This window comes from Aeribacillus sp. FSL K6-3256 (assembly GCF_037965805.1).
Classification (GTDB): domain Bacteria; phylum Bacillota; class Bacilli; order Bacillales; family Aeribacillaceae; genus Aeribacillus; species Aeribacillus composti.
In genome coordinates this window covers 2,726,255-2,745,300 of sequence record NZ_CP150188.1, presented here as the reverse complement: position 1 = coordinate 2,745,300, position 19,046 = coordinate 2,726,255, and the positions used below count along the sequence as shown (strand labels likewise).

Below are 19,046 nucleotides of genomic sequence, written 5' to 3'. Positions count from 1 at the left end.
CTTTTAAAAAAAATGCACAAAAAAATCGTCCTTTCTAGTAAAATGAAGTTGCGACACAACATTACAGAAAGGACGATTTTTTATGAGCAATCAAATGATTACTCCTGAAAATTATAACACACAAATGACACTTCCTCTAGATGGAAAAGAAGAAAAAACTCCTGCTAAAAGAAATTTAGCTCCTACTTTCAAACCATATGACAACCGTCAAGTTCAAATGATTTATGATATTGAATCGCTCATACCCGAACATCACGTGGCACGTGTCGTGGACGAAATGGTGGAGGCGATACCAGATGAACAATTGTTTTCTCATTATAAAGGCGGCGGCAGAAGCTCCTATCATCCCAAAATGATGCTGAAAATCATTCTGTATGCTTATTCTCAAAAGGTTTATTCTTGTCGAGGAATCGAAAAACTCGTTAAAGAAAATATTCCTGCCATGTGGCTTTCAGCGATGCAACAACCAGATTTCCGGACAATCAACGAATTCCGAGGCGGACGGATGAAGGTCCTAATGGATGAGTTATTTGAAGCGATGATTCTGAAGCTGATTGAAGAAAATTACATCACGATGGAAAACTACTTTTTGGATGGTACTAAAATTGAAGCCAATGCCAATAAGTATTCTTTCGTGTGGAAAAAATCAACCTTGAAATTTGAAGCGAAGGTAAGAGAAAAAATTCAAGAAACACTTCAGTACATTCAAGAATTAACCCAATTAGAAGCAGGAACAGCACAAAAAGAGGCGAAAGAAGATCCAGAAATCACGGAACAGAACTTGGAAGCCATCGCTCAAAAATTAGAAGAAAAAGTCGAAATCCTAACAGAGGAAATCGAACAGGAATCTGATACAAAAGTTCGGAAGGAAAAACGAACAGAACGCAAGAAATGGAAAAAACCTTTAAAACGGATTCGAGAAAATTTTTTACCTCGACTAGCCAAATACAAGGAACAGAATGAAATCTTTGGCGATCGTAACAGCTATTCAAAAACGGATAAAGACGCAACTTTTATGCGAATGAAAGAAGATCATATGAAAAATGGTCAACTGAAGCCAGGGTATAATGTGCAAATCGGGACAGAGAATCAGTTTATCTTGTTTTATACCATTCATCAACGACCAACCGATACACGTTGCTTTATCCCACATATGGAGAAGCTAGCCTCCACTTCATTACCGATGCCCCAAACAGTTATTGCGGATGCAGGCTATGGTAGTGAAGAAAACTATGTATATGCAGTTGGTGATGAGAAAGAGCCCCGGTTTGAGTTTCTAATTCCTTATGGGAGCTATGTAAAAGAACAAACACGTACATACAAAAAAGACATTAAAAATGCCAAAAACTGGACCTATTGTGAAGAGGATGATTGTTTTATTTGCCCGAATGGAAGGAGAGTAACGTTTAAAAAATACCAAAACAAAAAGAATCCATCTGGCTATGAACAAAGCTTCAAAATATACGAATGTGAAGATTGTACCGATTGCCCATTGAAAGCGAAATGCACAAAAGCGAAGGGAAATCGTCAAGTTCACTGGAATCCCATCTTCGAAGAAATGAAAGCAAAGGCCAAAACAGCCCTTGAATGTGAAGAGAAAGCCGCCATCTACGCTCGACGCAAAGTCGAGGCAGAAAGTGTGTTCGGTCACATCAAGGGCAATCGGTCGTTCCGCAGATTTTCTTTACGGGGGCTCGACAAAGTACATGTTGAGTTTGGGATTGTGGCATTAGCCCACAACTTCCTGAAAGTAGCCGGCATCCGCCAGCTACTTTCAGATAAAAATCGAAAAAATATAAAAGCAAGTGGAGAGAAACGCATTGTTTTTCTCCACTTGCTTCATTTTAGGGACTTATCGGACAGCCCCGTTTTTTTGTCCATTGAATTTTTGGTTGGAGCTGGTCTATTTTTTTTCAATGCTCGTATACATAGTAGTACAAACTGCCTTAGGAGGGATTGTTATGCCAAAAAACAGATGGGTGAATGTGACAGCAGCAGTTTTGGCTACTTTTGTTTTGCTTTCAGGGTGTTCTTCATTTGGAAGCAAGAGTTCAAAACAAGAAATAGATCCGCCGCAGGATATTACCTATTTGGAGGACGGGGATCAGCTTGATCAACAATTAGACTCAGCGAAATCAACGTCCGACAAAGAGGAATCCTCAAAGGAAACGGTGAAAAGAGTTCTGTATTTAATTGACAAAAATGGAATGGTCGTTCCACAAACATTGGAGCTGCCTAACACGAAGGAAGTAGCCAAACAAGCCGTTGAATATTTAGTGGCTGGAGGGCCCGTTTCAAACATTCTCCCGAACGGGTTCCGTGCGGTATTGCCGGAAGATACAGTTGTTAAAGGAGTAGATATTAAAGACGGAACGGCTATTGTAGATTTCTCAAATGAATTTACTAACTACAAGCCGGAAGATGAAGAAAAAATTTTGCAGGCAATTACATGGACATTAACCCAATTTAAAAATATTAATAAAGTAAAGCTCTGGGTGAACGGCCATGAACTGAAAGAAATGCCAGTAAACGGAACCCCAATCGGCGAAGGAACGACTAGAAAAGACGGCATCAATATTGATACGAGCGATGCCGTTGATATTACGGATACTCATCCTCTAACCGTGTATTATATTGGGGAGGAAGGGGATAACGTATATTATGTTCCCGTGACAAAGAGGATCAGCAATGAAGAAAAAGACGAAGTCGTAGCTGCTGTTAACGCATTAGTTGAAGGTCCAGACCGTTCAAGCGGATTATTAAGCGAGTTTCAGTCTGAAGTGAAGCTGATTGAAAAGCCAAAATATGAAGACGGTCAAGTCACTTTAAACTTCAACGAAGCGATTTATGGAAGCTATGATGAGGAGAAAAAGATCGTTTCCAATCATGTTATAAACTCCCTTGTGCTTACATTGACGGAGCAGGAAGGAATAGAAAAAGTAGCACTAAAAGTGAACGGCAAGCAAGACCTTGTGAATGAAGATGGAAAAAGTTTGTCAGAGCCAGTGTCAAGACCTGAAAATGTAAACACAGGTAGTTTTTAAACATCTATTTTTGATATACTATAAGAATGAGACTTTAGAGGCGAGCATGATAGCTGCCTCTTCTTTCATGTTTTCGTACATTGCAGTTGGTAGGAGGGAAAACAATGCGCCTTGATGGCAGAAATCAAGATGAGTTAAGAGAAGTCACAATAGTAACGGATTATTTGAAGCATCCGGAAGGGTCTGTTTTAATAACGGTTGGAGATACAAAAGTGATATGCAGCGCAAGTGTAGAAGACCGTGTCCCTCCTTTTATGAGAGGTGAAGGGAAAGGATGGATTACCGCAGAATACTCCATGCTTCCGCGTGCAACGGCTCAAAGAACGGTCCGGGAGGCATCAAAAGGAAAAATCTCCGGAAGGACAATGGAAATTCAACGGCTGATTGGAAGAAGCTTGCGTGCAGTAGTTGATTTGGAGAAACTGGGTGAAAGAACATTATGGATTGATTGCGATGTAATTCAAGCGGACGGGGGAACGAGAACGGCTTCCATAACAGGTTCTTATGTTGCAATAAATCTCGCTCTCGGTAAATTATTCAATGACGGTGTACTAGATACATATCCAGTAACAGATTTTTTAGCAGCTACGTCTGTAGGGATCGTTCCTGAACACGGAGTCATTTTAGATTTGAATTATGAAGAGGACTCAGCGGCAAAAGTTGATATGAATGTTGTTATGACATCAAGCCGCCATTTTGTTGAATTGCAGGGAACTGGGGAAGAATCCACGTTTTCAAAAGAAGAGCTGAACTTACTGTTGGAATATGCTGAAAAAGGAATTTTGGAACTAATCGAAAAACAAAAAGCGGCATTAGGGGAATGGACTGCAAAAATTATCAATAACAGGGATCAGCGGGAAGAGGGATGCTCATGAAAGAATTGGTGATCGCCACCAAAAACAAAGGGAAAATCGAAGAATTTCGCGCGATGTTAGAAAAAAAAGGAATACAGGTCAAGTCACTGTTGGATTATCCGAATTTGCCAGATGTTGAAGAAACCGGCCAAACTTTTTATGAAAATGCTGTTCTAAAAGCGGAGACAATCAGCCAATTGCTTAATAAACCCGTTGTTGCAGATGATTCCGGGCTTTCGATTGATGCTTTAAATGGCGAACCGGGGGTTTATTCGGCCCGATATGCAGGAAATGAAAAAGATGATCAAAAAAATATTCAAAAGGTTTTAAAAAAAATGGAAGGCGTTGAAAATCGAAAAGCAAGGTTCATATGTGTTTTGGCGTTTGCTGCTCCAGACCTTGAAACGATGACGGTGGAAGGTGTGTGTGAAGGACAAATTACAACTGAACCTCGCGGTGACAATGGCTTTGGATATGATCCTATTTTTCTTGTGGACGGCAAAGAAAAAACGATGGCTCAACTAGAGCAGTTCGAAAAAAACGAAATCAGCCATCGTGCAAAAGCTTTGAAGAAACTAGAAAAATTAATAGGCGATTGGGGAGAGGCTAATCGTGAAAGTTTTAATTATAAGTGATAGTCACGGTCTTACGGATGAGCTTGTGGAAATTAAGAAAAGGCATATAAACGAAGTAGAAGCAATCATCCATTGCGGTGATTCAGAGCTGAATGATGGAGCGGAACAAATTCAAGATATGTTGATCGTGAAAGGAAATTGCGATTTCCTTGGAAACTTCCCGAATGAAATCATTGAAACAATTGGAACCTATCGCTTTTTTATCACCCATGGCCATTTATATTCTGTCAAAACGACTTTAATGAAATTAAAATATCGTGCAGAGGAAGTGCAAGCAAACATTGTTTGTTTCGGCCATTCGCATATAGCCGGAGTCGAGCTTGTAGACGGGACATTGTTTATTAATCCAGGAAGTATTTTCCTTCCGAGGATGAGAAATGAAAAAACTTATGCTATACTAGAATTGATGAATGGCCAAGCAATTGTAGATTTTTACAATCTTCATGGAGAGAAAATTTCAAACTTGTCCACTAAATTCCAATTTGCTTAACCACTCTTCCTTGAGGGAGAATTTTCCTCCCTCAAAAAATTTTTTTAAAAAAGTAGTTGACATACTTTTAGCATGAAATTATAATAAACATTGTCTTTCGAAAAAATAATAAAAAATTATCCGATGTCCCAGTAGCTCAGCTGGATAGAGCAGCGGCCTTCTAAGCCGTCGGTCGGGAGTTCGAATCTCTCCTGGGACGCCATTTATGTTAATTTTGAATAGGATGAATTTATTACATAATGCTCATAGATATTGATATGTCAATATTTATGAGCTTTTAATTTTTGCTTTTCTGATAAAGAGTTTGAACAATTAGTAATTTAAAAAAATAATTAATACAGTTTATTAGACAGAGTAAGGATTTAGCTTGCTCTGCTTTTTATCGTTTCAATGTTTAAAAATTTATTGCTGCAGGCCTATGGTTTCTATGCATTAAAAGACTAGCATGTGTATAAGCGAAATCCGTGGATGCAAATCCAATTCTAAGCTCCATTTAAAAAGATTTGAGGCTTTTCACTGAGGAGGAGTTCACATCTAATAAGTGACGCCCAAAACAGCAATGTCATTATTTCCTAAGTTATTGCAGTTTTATTTGCTTTTGTATTTTCTTCGGCAATTTTTGAAAAACAAGTTCGTAGGAACGAAAAATCAGGTTTTCCAAAATTTCCTCCGGGATGTTCGTGTTAAAATATATTGAGATCCAATGATTTTTGTTCATATAGTAGCCTGGAATGACGCCATCGTAATTTTCTCTTAATTGTTCAGAATGATGCGGATCACATTTTAACGTGATGATTGGCTTTCCTTCAGAATCACATCCTATAATCGCAAATATTTTGCCTCCCACTTTATATCGGTCTGCTTCCCAATCAATTTGGTAATCATGAACAGAACCGGGAAGTTTGAGACAGAAAGATTCAAGCTTTTGTTTGTTCATCATATAATCTCCTCCACCATATATTGTTCCAAATATTTTTTATACAACATACTTTGTCTTTTTTCCTTCTTCCGAAATTGCTCGTTTCAAGTGAAGGGTTTTTATTTAAAATCGAATAACGTTCAAGGTTTTAGAACATACATATGCTGCATTACTGTTTAAAACAGATTACAGCCCTCTTTCTGAAGTGTTCGGGTTGCCGAGCCTTTAAGAAAAACTGGTGTAATTTCGAATAAAATGGATGTTTTTTCTTTTGCCGCATTTGTTGAAAACGTTGGCTATTCAAATTAATTTAAATAAAATATTACGCACATTTTGCCTAATGGTTTGGAATCGATATTTATTTCAATTTAGAGCATAAAAAATTTTCATTGTATTATAAAATGTTGAAATAATGAGTTTGTAAACGTTACCAAAAAACTGTTTCATAAAAATAATCAAATAATTCATAAAAATGGTGTTGACACTTTTGAAAAATCAGCGTATTATAAGGCTCAAACATAAATTTTCGTATAAGGATTGAATGTAAAAATTTATAGATGAAAACGATGAAGAGGATTAGTAATCTTTGGTTAAGATAACTCCAGAGAGCCGGGGGAGCTGAAAACCGGCGTTATCACCAAGGATGAACTCGCCTCCGAGTGCCTTTTCGAAAGCGGACAGCGAGTAGGATTGGCCGGGTGCATCCCAATGCACTCGTTAGGAAAAGAACGGATATTCCGTTCATGAGGTGATCGATTTGATCACGAAGAAGGGTGGTACCGCGGGAATTCAACCTTCTCGCCCCTTTGGCCTGCTATAAGTGGGTTTCATAGGGGCGGGAAGGTTTTTCATTATCTAAAAATTCTATCACATCTGTTTAAAAGGAGGATATATTCATGACTGCGAATGTACAGTTGGATGAGTTGAAAACCAAATGTACAACAACAACCATGACGGGGTCGGAAATGCTCATCGAAGCCTTAAAAAGGGAAAATGTAGAAGTCATTTTCGGCTATCCCGGTGGAGCCGTTTTGCCAATATATGATAAGCTATATAATTCTGGAGTCTTTCACGTCTTAACAAGACACGAGCAAGGAGGAATCCATGCTGCTGAAGGATATGCACGTATATCCGGAAAACCGGGTGTCGTCATTGCCACTTCAGGACCTGGTGCAACCAACTTAGTGACAGGGCTTGCGGATGCATTAATTGATTCTTTGCCGCTCGTCGTCTTTACAGGGCAAGTAGCAACAACTGTGATCGGTTCTGATGCTTTCCAAGAAGCAGATGTGATCGGAATTACCATGCCCGTTACAAAACATAATTATCAAGTTCGGGATATAAATGATTTACCGAGAATTGTTAAAGAAGCGTTTCATATCGCAACAACTGGAAGACCAGGACCTGTATTGATCGATATTCCAAAAGATATTTCACAGGCGGAAGGCAATTTCGAATATGATATGGAATTGTCATTGCCTGGCTACCAGCCGAAATTAGAGCCGAATTACTTGCAAATCCGCAGGCTGGTGGAATCGGTCAGCAGTGCAAAAAAACCGGTGATTTTAGCTGGTGCCGGCGTTCTCCATGCCAATGCTGCGAATGAACTGAGAGAATATGTTGAGCAGCAGCAAATTCCGATCACAAACACTCTACTTGGATTAGGAAGTTTCCCAGCGGATCATCCTCTATTTTTAGGAATGGCAGGAATGCATGGAACATACGCGGCTAACATGGCTCTTTATGAATGCGACTTATTGATTAGCATCGGAGCCCGCTTTGATGACAGAGTAACAGGAAATCTTAAACATTTTGCGCCTAATGCAACTGTAGCACATATTGACATTGATCCTGCCGAAATTGGTAAAAATGTTCCCACACAAATTCCGATTGTCGGCGACGCGAAGCAAGTATTGAAGCTTTTGATCGAGCAGGAAGGAAATAAAGGCGATCATCAAGAGTGGATTCAGCATCTTGCTGAATATAAAAAAGAATATCCATTATGGTATGAAAAATCTGAAAATGAAATCAAACCTCAAGAAGTGATCGAAGAAATTTATAAACAAACAAAAGGAGAAGCAATTGTTACAACAGATGTAGGCCAGCATCAAATGTGGGCTGCGCAATATTATCGCTTTAATTCGCCAAACAGATGGGTGACATCGGGCGGACTTGGAACGATGGGCTTTGGACTCCCTTCAGCTATCGGCGCGCAGTTTGCTGACCGCAACAGAACGGTTGTCGCGATATTGGGTGATGGAGGGTTCCAAATGACCTTCCAAGAGCTTGCGGTAATCAAAGAGCACAATTTGCCAATCAAAGTAATCGTTCTGAACAACAATTCGCTCGGTATGGTTCGCCAATGGCAAGAACTCTTTTATGAAAAACGTTATTCTCATTCCGTCTTTCAAACGCAGCCTGATTTTATTAAATTGGCAGAAGCGTTTGGAATAAAAGGAGTAAGAATCCAAAATCATCAAAATCTTAAGACAGTGTTGGAAAAAAGCTTTGCAAACAGAGAGCCGGAGCTGATTGAAATCGTCGTAGCACCGGAAGAAAACGTATATCCAATGATTGCTCCTGGCAAAGGACTGAATGAAATGGTGGGGATAAAGAAATGAAGCGAATCATTACGCTGACTGTCATGAATAGATCAGGAGTTTTAAACCGAATTACTGGCCTGTTTACGAAAAGACACTATAATATCGAAAGCATTTCTGTCGGCCATTCGGAAATAGAAGGCGTTTCGCGAATTACATTTGTTGTAAATGTTAAAGAAGAAAAAGAAGTTGAACAAATTACAAAGCAATTAAATAAGCAAATTGATGTGTTGAAAGTGATGGATATCACAAATCAATCAATTGTTGCAAGAGAACTAGCATTAATTAAAGTTGTTGCAAATCCATCGACAAGAATGGAAATATACGGTGTGATCGAACCGTTTCGCGCATCGATCATTGATGTTAGCAGAGACAGCGTTGTCGTACAGGTAACAGGTGAGCCGAACAAAATTGAAGCGCTGATTGACTTATTGAAACCGTACGGCATCAAGGAAATAGCCAGAACAGGACTGACAGCTTTTCCTCGCGGTACACAAAAGCTGCAGCAGTCCGAAAAAACTTTTTCAATCGTCTAATACATTTTTAAATATAGTAAAACATTTAAGAAAGGGAGATGTACAATGACAAAAGTATACTATAACGGAGATATTAACGGAGCTGTATTAGAAGGGAAGAAAGTAGCGATTTTAGGATATGGTTCTCAAGGTCACGCGCATGCTTTAAATTTAAAAGAAAGCGGCGTAGATGTAGTAGTTGGCGTTAGAAAAGGTAAATCATTTGAAAAAGCTCAAGAGGATGGATTGGAAGTTAAAACAGTTCGTGAAGCTGTTGAAGAAGCAGACATTATCATGGTGCTTGTTCCGGATGAAAAGCAAAGAGAGCTTTATGAAAATGAAGTGAAGCCGGGACTAAAAGCAGGAAATGCTCTCGTATTTGCCCATGGATTTAACGTTCATTTCAATCAAATTGTTCCGCCAAGCGATGTGGATGTATTTTTAGTTGCACCTAAAGGCCCAGGTCATCTTGTGCGAAGAACTTACACTGAAGGAGCTGGGGTTCCGGCATTGATTGCTGTTGAACAAAATGTAACAGGTCAAGCGAAAGAATTGGCTTTAGCATATGCAAAAGCAATCGGATCCGCACGTGCCGGCGTTCTTGAAACAACGTTTAAAGAAGAAACAGAAACGGATCTTTTCGGTGAGCAAGCAGTTCTTTGCGGCGGGTTAACATCCCTTGTGAAATCTGGATTTGAAACGCTTGTTGAAGCAGGTTACAAGCCTGAAGTTGCATATTTTGAATGTTTGCATGAACTAAAATTAATTGTGGATTTACTGTATGAAGGCGGGCTTTCCAACATGAGATACTCCATTTCCGATACAGCTCAATGGGGTGATTTCGTATCTGGACCGCGCGTAATCGATGCGCATGTAAAAGAAAACATGAAAGCTGTATTGAATGATATTCAAACTGGAAAATTTGCGAAAGAATGGATTTTGGAAAACCAAGTAGGAAGACCGCAGTTTAACGCGATCAACAATCGTGAAAATGAGCATCAAATTGAACAGGTCGGAAGAGTGTTAAGAGACATGATGCCGTTTGTAAAGCCTAAAAATAAGGAAGCGGTGGTAACTGGTGCGAAAAATTAACTTTTTTGACACAACCTTAAGAGATGGCGAGCAATCCGCTGGAGTAAACCTAAACTTAAAAGAAAAATTAGAAATCGCAAAACAGCTGGAACGAGTTGGAATGGACATTATTGAGGCAGGCTTTCCTGCCTCCTCTCCAGGCGATTTTCGCTCAGTACAGGAAATTGCCAGAACAATCAAAAATTCTTCTGTTACAGGATTGGCGAGATCTGTTAAAGGAGATATCGATGCGGCGTGGGAAGCATTGAAAGACGGGGCGGAGCCAAGACTTCATACGTTTATTGCAACATCGCCTGTTCATCGGGAATATAAATTGAAAATGACGAAGGAGCAAGTGATCGAGCGTGCAGTAGAATCCGTCAAATATGCAGCGAAATTTTTCCCTATTATACAATGGTCTGCAGAGGATGCCTGCCGCACTGAACTCGATTTTTTGGCGGAAATTGTTGAAAAAGTGATTGAAGCCGGCGCGAAAGTCATCAATATTCCTGATACTGTAGGCTATATCACTCCGATTGAATATGGCAAAATATTTGAATATTTAAAACAAAATGTGAAAAACATTGATCAAGTCATTTTGTCCGCTCATTGCCACGACGATTTAGGAATGGCAGTAGCGAACGCTCTCAGCGCTGTAGAACATGGAGCAGGGCAAATTGAAGGTACGATTAACGGAATTGGAGAGCGTGCGGGCAATTCAGCTTTAGAGGAAGTGGCTGTCGCTCTGTACATTCGAAAAGACTATTACAAAGTTGAAACAAACATACGCTTAAATGAAATTAAGAGAACAAGTGATTTAGTGAGCAAATTGACAGGAATGATAGTTCCGCCAAACAAAGCGATCGTCGGGAAAAACGCTTTTGCCCATGAATCTGGCATACATCAAGACGGTGTGCTGAAAGAAAAAACAACATATGAGATCATATCTCCTGAACTTGTTGGGGTACAGTCCAACAGTTTAGTATTAGGGAAACATTCTGGTCGTCACGCATTTCGGGTAAAGCTCAAGGAATTAGGCTTTACAATGGATGAAGAAGCGACAAATCGTTTATTCACTGCTTTTAAGGAACTTTCTGAAAAGAAAAAAGAATTGACGGAAGATGATCTTGTAGCTCTTGTATTAGAAGAACAATTAACAGGTGAAGAAGGAACATATGAACTTGCGGCGCTGCAGGTAACATATGGTACGACTGGAGTCCCGTCTGCCACTGTGACGCTGAAAACGAAAGAAAACGAGGAAATTCAAGAGGCTGCGACAGGAAATGGAAGCGTAGAAGCTATTTACAATACGTTAGAACGCTGTTTGAAGCAGTCCGTCACTTTGCTGGACTACCGAATCCAATCTAATTCAGGAGGACGCGATGCGTTAGCGCAAGTATATGTAAAAGTTAACGTGGACGGAATTGAAATGGGAGGACGCGGCATTGCCCAGGATGTGCTTGAAGCATCTGCCAAAGCCTATCTAAATGCTGTCAACAGGGCGATATTACTCAAACATACAGCGAAGGAAAAACATCAGGCGACTGTATAAAATCATGAAAGGGGTGGAACGTGATGAAGAAAAAAATCGCTGTTTTGCCGGGAGACGGCATTGGAAAAGAAGTAGCGAACGGAGCTATTGAGGTTTTAAAGGCTATTGGACAATATTACAAACATGATTTTGAATTTGAATTCGGCTTAATTGGCGGAGAAGCGATAGATAAGTGCGGGACACCTCTTCCTGAAGAAACGATTGAATTATGTCGTTCAAGCGATGCGGTTTTATTAGGAGCTGTAGGCGGTCCGAAATGGGATAAAAATCTTCCTGAACTCCGTCCGGAAAAAGGATTGCTAGGCATTCGAAAAGAGTTGGACTTATTTGCAAATATCCGCCCTGTTCAAACTTATAAAGCCCTTCAAGAAATATCTCCGTTAAAGGGAGAAAAAATAGAAGATGTTGACTTGGTGATTGTACGCGAATTGACAAGCGGACTTTATTTCGGGAAACCGAGTGAAAGAATCGTTTCAGACGGAGAAGAAGCAGCGGTTGACACGCTTTTTTATAAACGGAAAGAAATTGAACGCATTTTAGAAACAGCTTTTCAAATGGCGCAAAAACGCCGAGGAAAAGTAACGTCTGTTGATAAGGCAAACGTGCTTACAACTAGCAAGCTTTGGCGTGAAATTGCTGAAGAATTGGCTTCAAAATACCCTGATGTCACATTGGAGCATATGCTTGTTGATAATGCGGCCATGCAATTGATCCGCATGCCAAGTCAGTTTGATGTGATTGTGACGGAAAATATGTTCGGTGACATTTTAAGCGATGAAGCATCCATGATCACTGGATCGTTGGGCATGCTTCCTTCAGCAAGCTTATCAAACAGTGGATTGCACTTATATGAACCAGTGCATGGATCAGCTCCTGACATTGCCGGCCAAAACCTGGCAAACCCTGTCGGAATGATCTTATCTGGTGCGCTCATGCTCCGCTATTCCTTTGATCTTCATGAAGAAGCTAGAGCCATTGAAAAAGCGGTTAAACATGTGTTGGATTCCGGAAAGTGCACGAGAGATTTAACAAATAATGAAGGTGCATTTATTCATACAACTGAAATGGTGGAAGAAATCAAAGAAGTGCTTGCGAACGATTATGCACTATTAAATATTATCGATTCCTACGAATAAAATGGGGGGGGTGTGGGCTTTTCCGGCAGGAGGAGCTCACCGTTTTCTTAATAGATACAAAACAGGAAATAGGGGGAAAAAGAAAATGAAGCCTCGAAACATAATAGAAAAAATCTGGGATGATCATGTGGTCGTAAGGGAAGAGGGAAAACCGGATCTGCTTTATATTGACCTTCATCTCATACATGAAGTTACATCACCGCAAGCTTTTGAAGGATTGAGACAAAACGGACGGAAAGTGAGACGTCCTGATCTCACCTTTGCCACAATGGATCATAATATCCCAACCGTGAACCGCTTTGTCATTGAAGATGATGTAGCTAAAAACCAAATAAGTGCTTTAGAAAGAAACTGCCAAGAATTTGGAATTACTCTGGCAGGATTAGACAGCGATGATCAAGGAATTGTCCATGTTATCGGTCCGGAATTAGGGCTTACTCTTCCAGGAAAGACTATTGTATGCGGAGACAGCCATACATCGACACACGGCGCTTTTGGGGCGCTGGCATTTGGAATCGGAACAAGTGAAGTAGAACACGTTTTGGCCACTCAAACATTATGGCAGCACCGTCCGAAAACTTTGCAAGTGAAAGTGACAGGATCTTTGTCAGAAGGAGTCACGGCCAAAGACGTCATCCTTTACATTATTGGAAAATTTGGTGTTGATTTCGGTACAGGCTATGTTATTGAATATTCGGGTGAAGTGATTGAAAGCTTATCAATGGATGAACGGATGACTATTTGCAATATGTCAATCGAAGCAGGTGCCCGCGCCGGTTTAATAGCTCCGGATGAAACAACCTTTAATTATATAAAAGGAAGAAAATATGCTCCGAAAGGGGAAGAGTTCGAAAAAGCAGTTGCTTACTGGAAATCTTTAAGATCTGATCCAGGAGCTACATTTGATAAAACAATTGAAATCCGCGGGGAAGACATCGCACCGATGGTTACCTGGGGTACAAATCCAAGCATGGTGCTGCCTGTTGACCATTCGATTCCGACACTTGAGGATGCACGCAATGAAAATGAAGCAGCTTCCTTCAAACGGGCGTATGAGTACATGGGACTTGAACCGGGAACGAACATTCAAGACATTGAAATCGATTATGTATTCATTGGATCATGTACAAACTCAAGACTAACTGATTTGCGTGCAGCGGCGAATGTAATTAAAGGACGAAAGGTTGCTCCAAATGTGAAAGCGATCGTAGTTCCAGGCTCCCAAAAAGTAAAACAAGCAGCAGAACAAGAAGGATTGCATGAAATTTTCATCAATGCTGGTTTTGAATGGAGAGATTCTGGATGCAGCATGTGTTTAAGCATGAATAACGATGTCGTGCCTCCTGGAAAACGATGTGCGTCTACTTCCAACCGCAACTTTGAAGGACGTCAAGGGAAAGGGGCAAGAACTCACTTAGTGAGTCCTGCAATGGCAGCAGTGGCAGCAATTTATGGTAAGTTTGTTGATATTCGGACAGAGAAGCTTGAAGCAGTAAAATGAGGAGGGAAGAAGCAGCATGCAGCCTTTTACAACATTAACTAGCCATATTGCAGTATTAAATAGAACAAATGTGGATACGGACCAAATCATTCCGAAACAATTTTTAAAACGAATTGAACGGACAGGTTATGGAAGATTTGCTTTTTTTGATTGGAGATATTTAGATAATGGTGAGGAAAATCCACAATTCGAGTTAAATCAGCCAGTCTACAAAGGCGCACAAATTTTGCTAGCTGGCGAAAATTTCGGTTGCGGTTCATCAAGAGAGCATGCTCCATGGGCTTTAGCAGACTTTGGTTTCCGCGCAATTATCGCGCCTAGCTTCGCAGATATTTTTTATCAAAACTGTTTAAAAAACGGAATCCTGCCGATACGGGTCAATGAAGAAGTGTTTGAAACATTGCTCAAAAAAGCGGAAGGAAATGTGTACGAATGTACGATTGATTTAGAACAGCAAAAAGTATTTGATCAAGAAGGATTTGAGTTTCATTTTGACATTAATGAACATTGGAAGGAAATGCTTTTAAATGGACGCGACGAAATAGGATTTACATTATTATATGAAGAGCAGATCAGCCAATTTGAACAAAAGGCAAAAGCGTGGGGATGATGATATTGCATCCTCCGCTTTTTCTTTTGATTCTTGTTTTCTCGTTGCCCAGCTGGTAAACTTGTAGCAAAATCATAAAGAGGTTTTCTACAATGAAAAAAGCGAATGGAAAAATCATTCCCTTTCCCCGACTTAAAGAACGATTGATTGAAAAAGGAATGAATGCGTTACATAATAAACAATTTGAACAAGCGCTCGACCTTTTTTTAGAGGCGAGATCTTGGAATTCAAATCACCCTGATATTGAAATAGGAATTGCTTTATGCTTAATGGAGCTTGGAGAATATCAGGAAGCAAAACAAATTTGTAAAAAAATGCTTCACGAAGCAAAAGGAAATTATTTTGAAATATTGCAGATGTATTTAACGATTTTAGTACAGCTTGGACAATATGATGAGGTAAAAACGACGATTGAAGCGGTTTTGGAAGAAAATAAACTTCCGGCAGCACATGCAGAACAGTTTTACAAGCTGCTTCATTTTAGCCGGAGGATGAGCGAAGAGCAAATCAGTCCAGAACCGAATGACGATGATCTTTTCAGCAGGCTGGACAAGCAAATTTCCTACATACATTCGATCAAAAATAATAATAATGTTAAAAAAAATTTACATACGATTGAAGAGATGCTTCAGTCAAAAACGGTCCATCCGGTTGTGAAAACAATGCTGCTGCAAATATTGCGAGATCATGAAATAGCACGAATAATGACCGTTGAGAAATTCGGGGAAACTACCGCTGTAAATCCTATCCATCTTCAAGATTTATTAGAAATGACGTTTGCCAAAAAAGTGCTCAATCTTTTGGACGATTTTTTAGGAAATGAAAATCCAACCCTTTTCGAAGCTGTAAAAGATATATGGATTCGTCATTTATATGTCATGTATCCTTTTCATCCTAAACCGGAAAATGCAAATATTTGGGCAGCAGCGCTTCATTACGTTGGCTACGAAATTTTTGGGATCGTCATCAAGCTGACGGAAGTTGAGCGGATTTACAACATAAAAAGTGCTGAGTTTATTTCAGTTTGCGATAAAATTAGACAAATTGAAGAAATTTCAAACATTAGATGGTAGAGTCCTATTGAAAGGATTGTATCCTATGGTATAATAAAATGGTTGTAAAATGTATATTTTTTGTATGCACCTTTCTTGCTATTGGTGCCGGTTATCCTTTTTTGACATATTTATTTTATGGCTTGTTTCTTTACGGACAAGGCATATAAAAAATTTTTATCGTGTACTCACGAATAATATTTATAGATTGTTGGAGGGAAACAAATGTCAGTTAAATGGGAAAAATTAGAGAAAAACGAAGGAGTCTTAACCGTTGAAGTAGATGCACAAACATTTAAAGAAGCGCTGGATCGAGCATTTAAAAAAGTTGTAAAAAATGTAGCCGTTCCAGGATTCCGCAAAGGAAGAGTGCCGCGCCCTATTTTTGAAAAGAGATTCGGTGTTGAGGCGCTATATCAAGATGCGCTTGATATTTTGCTTCCAGAAGTTTATCCAAAAGCGGTTGAAGAAGCTGGAATTGAACCGGTAGACCGTCCTGAAATTGATATTGAACAAATTGAAAAAGATAAACCGCTTATTTTTACGGCTAAAGTAACGGTCAAACCAGAAGTGAAACTTGGCGAATATAAAGGTTTGGATGTCCAAAAAGAAGATACAACCGTTACGGATGAAGATGTGGAAAACGAATTAAAACAGCTTCAAGAACGGCATGCTGAATTGGTTGTGAAAGAAGAAGGAAAAGTGGAAGAGGGAGATACAGTCGTCCTCGACTTCGAAGGTTTTGTTGACGGCGAAGCGTTTGAAGGCGGAAAAGCTGAGAATTATTCTTTGGAAGTCGGCTCCGGCACATTTATCCCTGGTTTTGAAGATCAGTTGATCGGGCTTGAAGCAGGCGAAGAAAAGGATGTTGAAGTAACGTTCCCTGAAGAATATCATGAGGAAAAGCTTGCTGGAAAACCGGCTGTCTTTAAAGTGAAAATTCATGAAATCAAAACGAAAGAACTCCCTGCATTGGATGATGAATTTGCAAAAGATGTAAACGATGAGGTTGAAACACTTGAAGAATTAAAGGCGAAAATTAGAGAGCGTTTAGAAGAGCAAAAGAACACACAAGCTGAAAATAAACTTCGTGATGAACTTGTTGAAAAAGCTGCAGAAAATGTTGAAGTGGACATTCCGCAAGTGATGATTGACAATGAACTTGAAAGAATGATGAATGAATTTCAACAACGCTTGCAATTGCAAGGCTTGAACTTAGAACTGTATTACCAATTCTCTGGCCAAAGCGAAGAAGAATTGCGTGAACAAATGAGAAAAGACGCTGAAAAGCGCGTGAAATATAACTTAACATTAGAAGCAATTGCGAAAGCTGAAAACATTGATGTGACAGAAGAAGAAGTAAATGAAGAGCTGCAAAAAATGGCTGACATGTACAATATGCCAGTTGAAAGCGTTAAGAGAGCACTCGGTTCAACAGAAGGAATAAAAGAAGATTTAAAAATTAAAAAAGCGGTCGATTTTCTTGTAGAAAATAGAAAAGATGTTGCATAATATAGTTACAGGAACATCATGATCTTTGATAAAGTTGATAACAAGGCGCGATTTGATCGTGCCTTGTTTTATAAAATGAAAAGCGTTAAATCGTTCGAAACTGTACATAATAATTGTCACATAACTATACATACTTTTCATTACCGCTTTTCTTTTGTTTTATGATAAAATGCGATACATACTTTTCTTTTGTTTGAAAAGCATTGTTCCCCGATTCATGCGTGCGGTTTATATATGGGTGGGGAGGCAATGAAGGAAATTAAGGGGTGATATCATGTTTAAGTTTAACGATGAAAAGGGACAGTTAAAATGTTCGTTTTGCGGAAAAACTCAAGATCAAGTGAGAAAGCTGGTTGCTGGTCCTGGCGTCTATATATGCGATGAATGTATTGAACTTTGCACAGAAATTGTAGAAGAGGAGCTTGGCACGGAAGAAGAGGCTGAATTTAAGGATGTTCCGAAACCGAAAGAAATTCTCAGCATCTTAGATGAATATGTAATCGGGCAGGAGCAGGCAAAAAAATCTTTGGCGGTTGCAGTTTACAACCATTATAAGCGGATTAATTCAAACAATAAAATTGATGATGTTGAGCTGTCCAAAAGTAATATTGTGTTAATCGGGCCGACAGGAAGCGGAAAAACGCTGCTTGCACAAACGCTTGCACGCATTTTGAATGTTCCATTTGCAATTGCTGACGCAACGTCGTTAACGGAAGCTGGATACGTTGGGGAAGATGTTGAAAATATTTTGCTGAAGCTAATCCAAGCTGCTGATTACGATGTGGAAAAAGCGGAAAAAGGAATTATTTACATCGATGAGATTGACAAAATTGCTAGAAAATCAGAAAATCCATCCATTACAAGAGATGTGTCTGGTGAAGGCGTCCAACAAGCACTTCTGAAAATTTTGGAAGGAACTGTAGCAAGTGTTCCTCCACAAGGCGGAAGAAAACATCCGCATCAAGAATTTATCCAAATCGATACGACTAATATATTATTTATTTGCGGCGGAGCATTTGACGGCATAGAGCAAATCATCAAGCGCAGATTAGGGCAAAAGGTCATTGGATTTGGAGCAGATAGCCGAAACAAAGAGCTTGATCAAAAGCAGCTGCTTTCAAAGGTGCTACCTGAGGATTTATTAAAATTCGGGTTAATTCCGGAATTTATCGGGCGTTTGCCTGTCATTGCCAGCCTTGAACCGCTTGATGAAGCAGCACTTGTCGAAATATTAACAAAACCGAAAAACGCGCTTGTTAAACAATATCAAAAAATGCTCGAGCTAGATGGCGTTGAGCTGGAATTTGAAGAAGAAGCATTATCAGAAATTGCGAAAAAAGCAATTGAACGAAAAACAGGTGCGCGCGGCCTTCGTTCTATCATTGAAGGCATTATGCTTGATGTGATGTTTGAATTGCCGTCTCGTGATGATATTACAAAATGTGTCATCACGGCAAACACTGTAAGAGAAAAAATTCCTCCGAAGCTGATTGCAAATGATGGAACCATTATAAATGAAGATACGAAAACTTCCGCATAAGACACGTTTTGACGG

At 39.6% G+C, this 19,046-nt stretch carries 16 protein-coding genes, 1 tRNA gene and 1 other annotated feature; of the genes, 16 read left to right on the top strand and 1 reads right to left on the bottom strand.

All coding sequences use genetic code 11. The features are described 5' to 3' along the window. The first annotated feature begins 82 nt into the window (after nt 1–82). The 6 genes from NSQ84_RS13230 (at nt 83) to NSQ84_RS13205 (ending at nt 5,225) form a co-directional block, all read left to right on the top strand. Nucleotides 83–2,113 carry an IS1182 family transposase gene (locus NSQ84_RS13230; RefSeq protein WP_339211969.1) on the top strand — a complete coding sequence of 677 codons (2,031 nt, stop codon included), beginning with the start codon at nt 83–85 and terminating at the stop codon, nt 2,111–2,113. Continuing rightward, nucleotides 2,001–3,044 carry a GerMN domain-containing protein gene (locus tag NSQ84_RS13225; protein WP_339212786.1) on the top strand — a complete coding sequence of 348 codons (1,044 nt, stop codon included), beginning with the start codon at nt 2,001–2,003 and terminating at the stop codon, nt 3,042–3,044. The genes NSQ84_RS13230 and NSQ84_RS13225 overlap by 113 nt, the downstream gene beginning before the upstream one ends. A 104-nt stretch (nt 3,045–3,148) precedes the next feature. Beyond that, entirely contained in the window at nt 3,149–3,919 is a 771-nt protein-coding gene (gene rph, locus NSQ84_RS13220; protein WP_063387450.1) for a ribonuclease PH, read from the top strand. Continuing rightward, nucleotides 3,916–4,533 carry an XTP/dITP diphosphatase gene (locus tag NSQ84_RS13215; RefSeq protein ID WP_066252188.1) on the top strand — a complete coding sequence of 206 codons (618 nt, stop codon included), beginning with the start codon at nt 3,916–3,918 and terminating at the stop codon, nt 4,531–4,533. The genes rph and NSQ84_RS13215 overlap by 4 nt, the downstream gene beginning before the upstream one ends. Continuing rightward, nucleotides 4,511–5,023 (top strand): metallophosphoesterase, encoded by a 513-nt coding sequence (locus NSQ84_RS13210; protein ID WP_339211967.1) that lies wholly within the window; start codon nt 4,511–4,513, stop codon nt 5,021–5,023. Before NSQ84_RS13215 ends, NSQ84_RS13210 begins: the two co-directional genes overlap by 23 nt. A 125-nt stretch (nt 5,024–5,148) precedes the next feature. After that, nucleotides 5,149–5,225, top strand: a tRNA-Arg gene (locus NSQ84_RS13205). Between the two features lie 375 nt (nt 5,226–5,600). On the opposite strand, the gene NSQ84_RS13200 is transcribed toward NSQ84_RS13205, so the two are convergent. After that, nucleotides 5,601–5,960: an MmcQ/YjbR family DNA-binding protein gene (locus NSQ84_RS13200; protein ID WP_063387491.1), complete on the bottom strand. Its 360-nt coding sequence runs from the start codon at nt 5,958–5,960 to the stop codon at nt 5,601–5,603. 539 nt (nt 5,961–6,499) lie between these two features. Continuing rightward, nucleotides 6,500–6,751: a binding site (T-box leader), on the top strand. An 87-nt stretch (nt 6,752–6,838) separates the two neighbouring features. On the opposite strand from NSQ84_RS13200, the gene ilvB reads away from it, so the two are divergent. From ilvB to clpX, 10 genes are all read left to right on the top strand, one after another. After that, nucleotides 6,839–8,563, top strand: coding sequence for an acetolactate synthase large subunit (ilvB, locus tag NSQ84_RS13195; RefSeq protein ID WP_063387453.1), 1,725 nt, complete (start codon nt 6,839–6,841; stop codon nt 8,561–8,563). Then, nucleotides 8,560–9,078 carry an acetolactate synthase small subunit gene (gene ilvN / locus NSQ84_RS13190; RefSeq protein ID WP_063387454.1) on the top strand — a complete coding sequence of 173 codons (519 nt, stop codon included), beginning with the start codon at nt 8,560–8,562 and terminating at the stop codon, nt 9,076–9,078. Before ilvB ends, ilvN begins: the two co-directional genes overlap by 4 nt. A 45-nt stretch (nt 9,079–9,123) precedes the next feature. Continuing rightward, nucleotides 9,124–10,149, top strand: a complete 1,026-nt coding sequence (gene ilvC / locus NSQ84_RS13185; protein WP_327873353.1) for a ketol-acid reductoisomerase — start codon at nt 9,124–9,126, stop codon at nt 10,147–10,149. Then, nucleotides 10,136–11,680 carry a 2-isopropylmalate synthase gene (locus NSQ84_RS13180; RefSeq protein ID WP_063387456.1) on the top strand — a complete coding sequence of 515 codons (1,545 nt, stop codon included), beginning with the start codon at nt 10,136–10,138 and terminating at the stop codon, nt 11,678–11,680. Before ilvC ends, NSQ84_RS13180 begins: the two co-directional genes overlap by 14 nt. Nucleotides 11,681–11,703: 23 nt before the next feature. Next, nucleotides 11,704–12,816 (top strand): 3-isopropylmalate dehydrogenase, encoded by a 1,113-nt coding sequence (leuB, locus tag NSQ84_RS13175; RefSeq protein ID WP_063387457.1) that lies wholly within the window; start codon nt 11,704–11,706, stop codon nt 12,814–12,816. An 85-nt stretch (nt 12,817–12,901) separates the two neighbouring features. Further along, on the top strand, nt 12,902–14,317 hold the full coding sequence (gene leuC / locus NSQ84_RS13170) for a 3-isopropylmalate dehydratase large subunit (RefSeq protein ID WP_063387458.1): 1,416 nt from the start codon (nt 12,902–12,904) through the stop codon (nt 14,315–14,317). Between the two features lie 16 nt (nt 14,318–14,333). Continuing rightward, on the top strand, nt 14,334–14,927 hold the full coding sequence (gene leuD / locus NSQ84_RS13165; RefSeq protein WP_063387459.1) for a 3-isopropylmalate dehydratase small subunit: 594 nt from the start codon (nt 14,334–14,336) through the stop codon (nt 14,925–14,927). Nucleotides 14,928–15,019: 92 nt separating this feature from the next. Next, nucleotides 15,020–16,000, top strand: coding sequence for a tetratricopeptide repeat protein (locus NSQ84_RS13160; protein WP_063387460.1), 981 nt, complete (start codon nt 15,020–15,022; stop codon nt 15,998–16,000). A gap of 204 nt (nt 16,001–16,204) precedes the next feature. After that, a complete protein-coding gene (gene tig / locus NSQ84_RS13155; protein ID WP_063387461.1) occupies nt 16,205–17,491 on the top strand; it encodes a trigger factor in 1,287 nt (428 codons plus the stop codon). Between the two features lie 274 nt (nt 17,492–17,765). Next, nucleotides 17,766–19,031 (top strand): ATP-dependent protease ATP-binding subunit ClpX, encoded by a 1,266-nt coding sequence (clpX, locus tag NSQ84_RS13150; RefSeq protein WP_066249773.1) that lies wholly within the window; start codon nt 17,766–17,768, stop codon nt 19,029–19,031. Nucleotides 19,032–19,046 lie beyond the last annotated feature (15 nt).

Bases quoted from the DNA above. Each gene is read 5' to 3' on its own strand.
- ilvB (WP_063387453.1), top strand. From the start codon at position 6,839: ATGACTGCGAATGTACAGTTGGATGAGTTGAAAACCAAATGTACAACA.
- rph (WP_063387450.1), top strand. From the start codon at position 3,149: ATGCGCCTTGATGGCAGAAATCAAGATGAGTTAAGAGAAGTCACAATA.
- leuB (WP_063387457.1), top strand. From the start codon at position 11,704: ATGAAGAAAAAAATCGCTGTTTTGCCGGGAGACGGCATTGGAAAAGAA.
- ilvC (WP_327873353.1), top strand. From the start codon at position 9,124: ATGACAAAAGTATACTATAACGGAGATATTAACGGAGCTGTATTAGAA.
- clpX (WP_066249773.1), top strand. From the start codon at position 17,766: ATGTTTAAGTTTAACGATGAAAAGGGACAGTTAAAATGTTCGTTTTGC.
- ilvN (WP_063387454.1), top strand. From the start codon at position 8,560: ATGAAGCGAATCATTACGCTGACTGTCATGAATAGATCAGGAGTTTTA.
- tig (WP_063387461.1), top strand. From the start codon at position 16,205: ATGTCAGTTAAATGGGAAAAATTAGAGAAAAACGAAGGAGTCTTAACC.
- NSQ84_RS13200 (WP_063387491.1), bottom strand. From the start codon at position 5,960: ATGAACAAACAAAAGCTTGAATCTTTCTGTCTCAAACTTCCCGGTTCT.
- leuD (WP_063387459.1), top strand. From the start codon at position 14,334: ATGCAGCCTTTTACAACATTAACTAGCCATATTGCAGTATTAAATAGA.
- NSQ84_RS13215 (WP_066252188.1), top strand. From the start codon at position 3,916: ATGAAAGAATTGGTGATCGCCACCAAAAACAAAGGGAAAATCGAAGAA.
- NSQ84_RS13160 (WP_063387460.1), top strand. From the start codon at position 15,020: ATGAAAAAAGCGAATGGAAAAATCATTCCCTTTCCCCGACTTAAAGAA.
- NSQ84_RS13230 (WP_339211969.1), top strand. From the start codon at position 83: ATGAGCAATCAAATGATTACTCCTGAAAATTATAACACACAAATGACA.
- leuC (WP_063387458.1), top strand. From the start codon at position 12,902: ATGAAGCCTCGAAACATAATAGAAAAAATCTGGGATGATCATGTGGTC.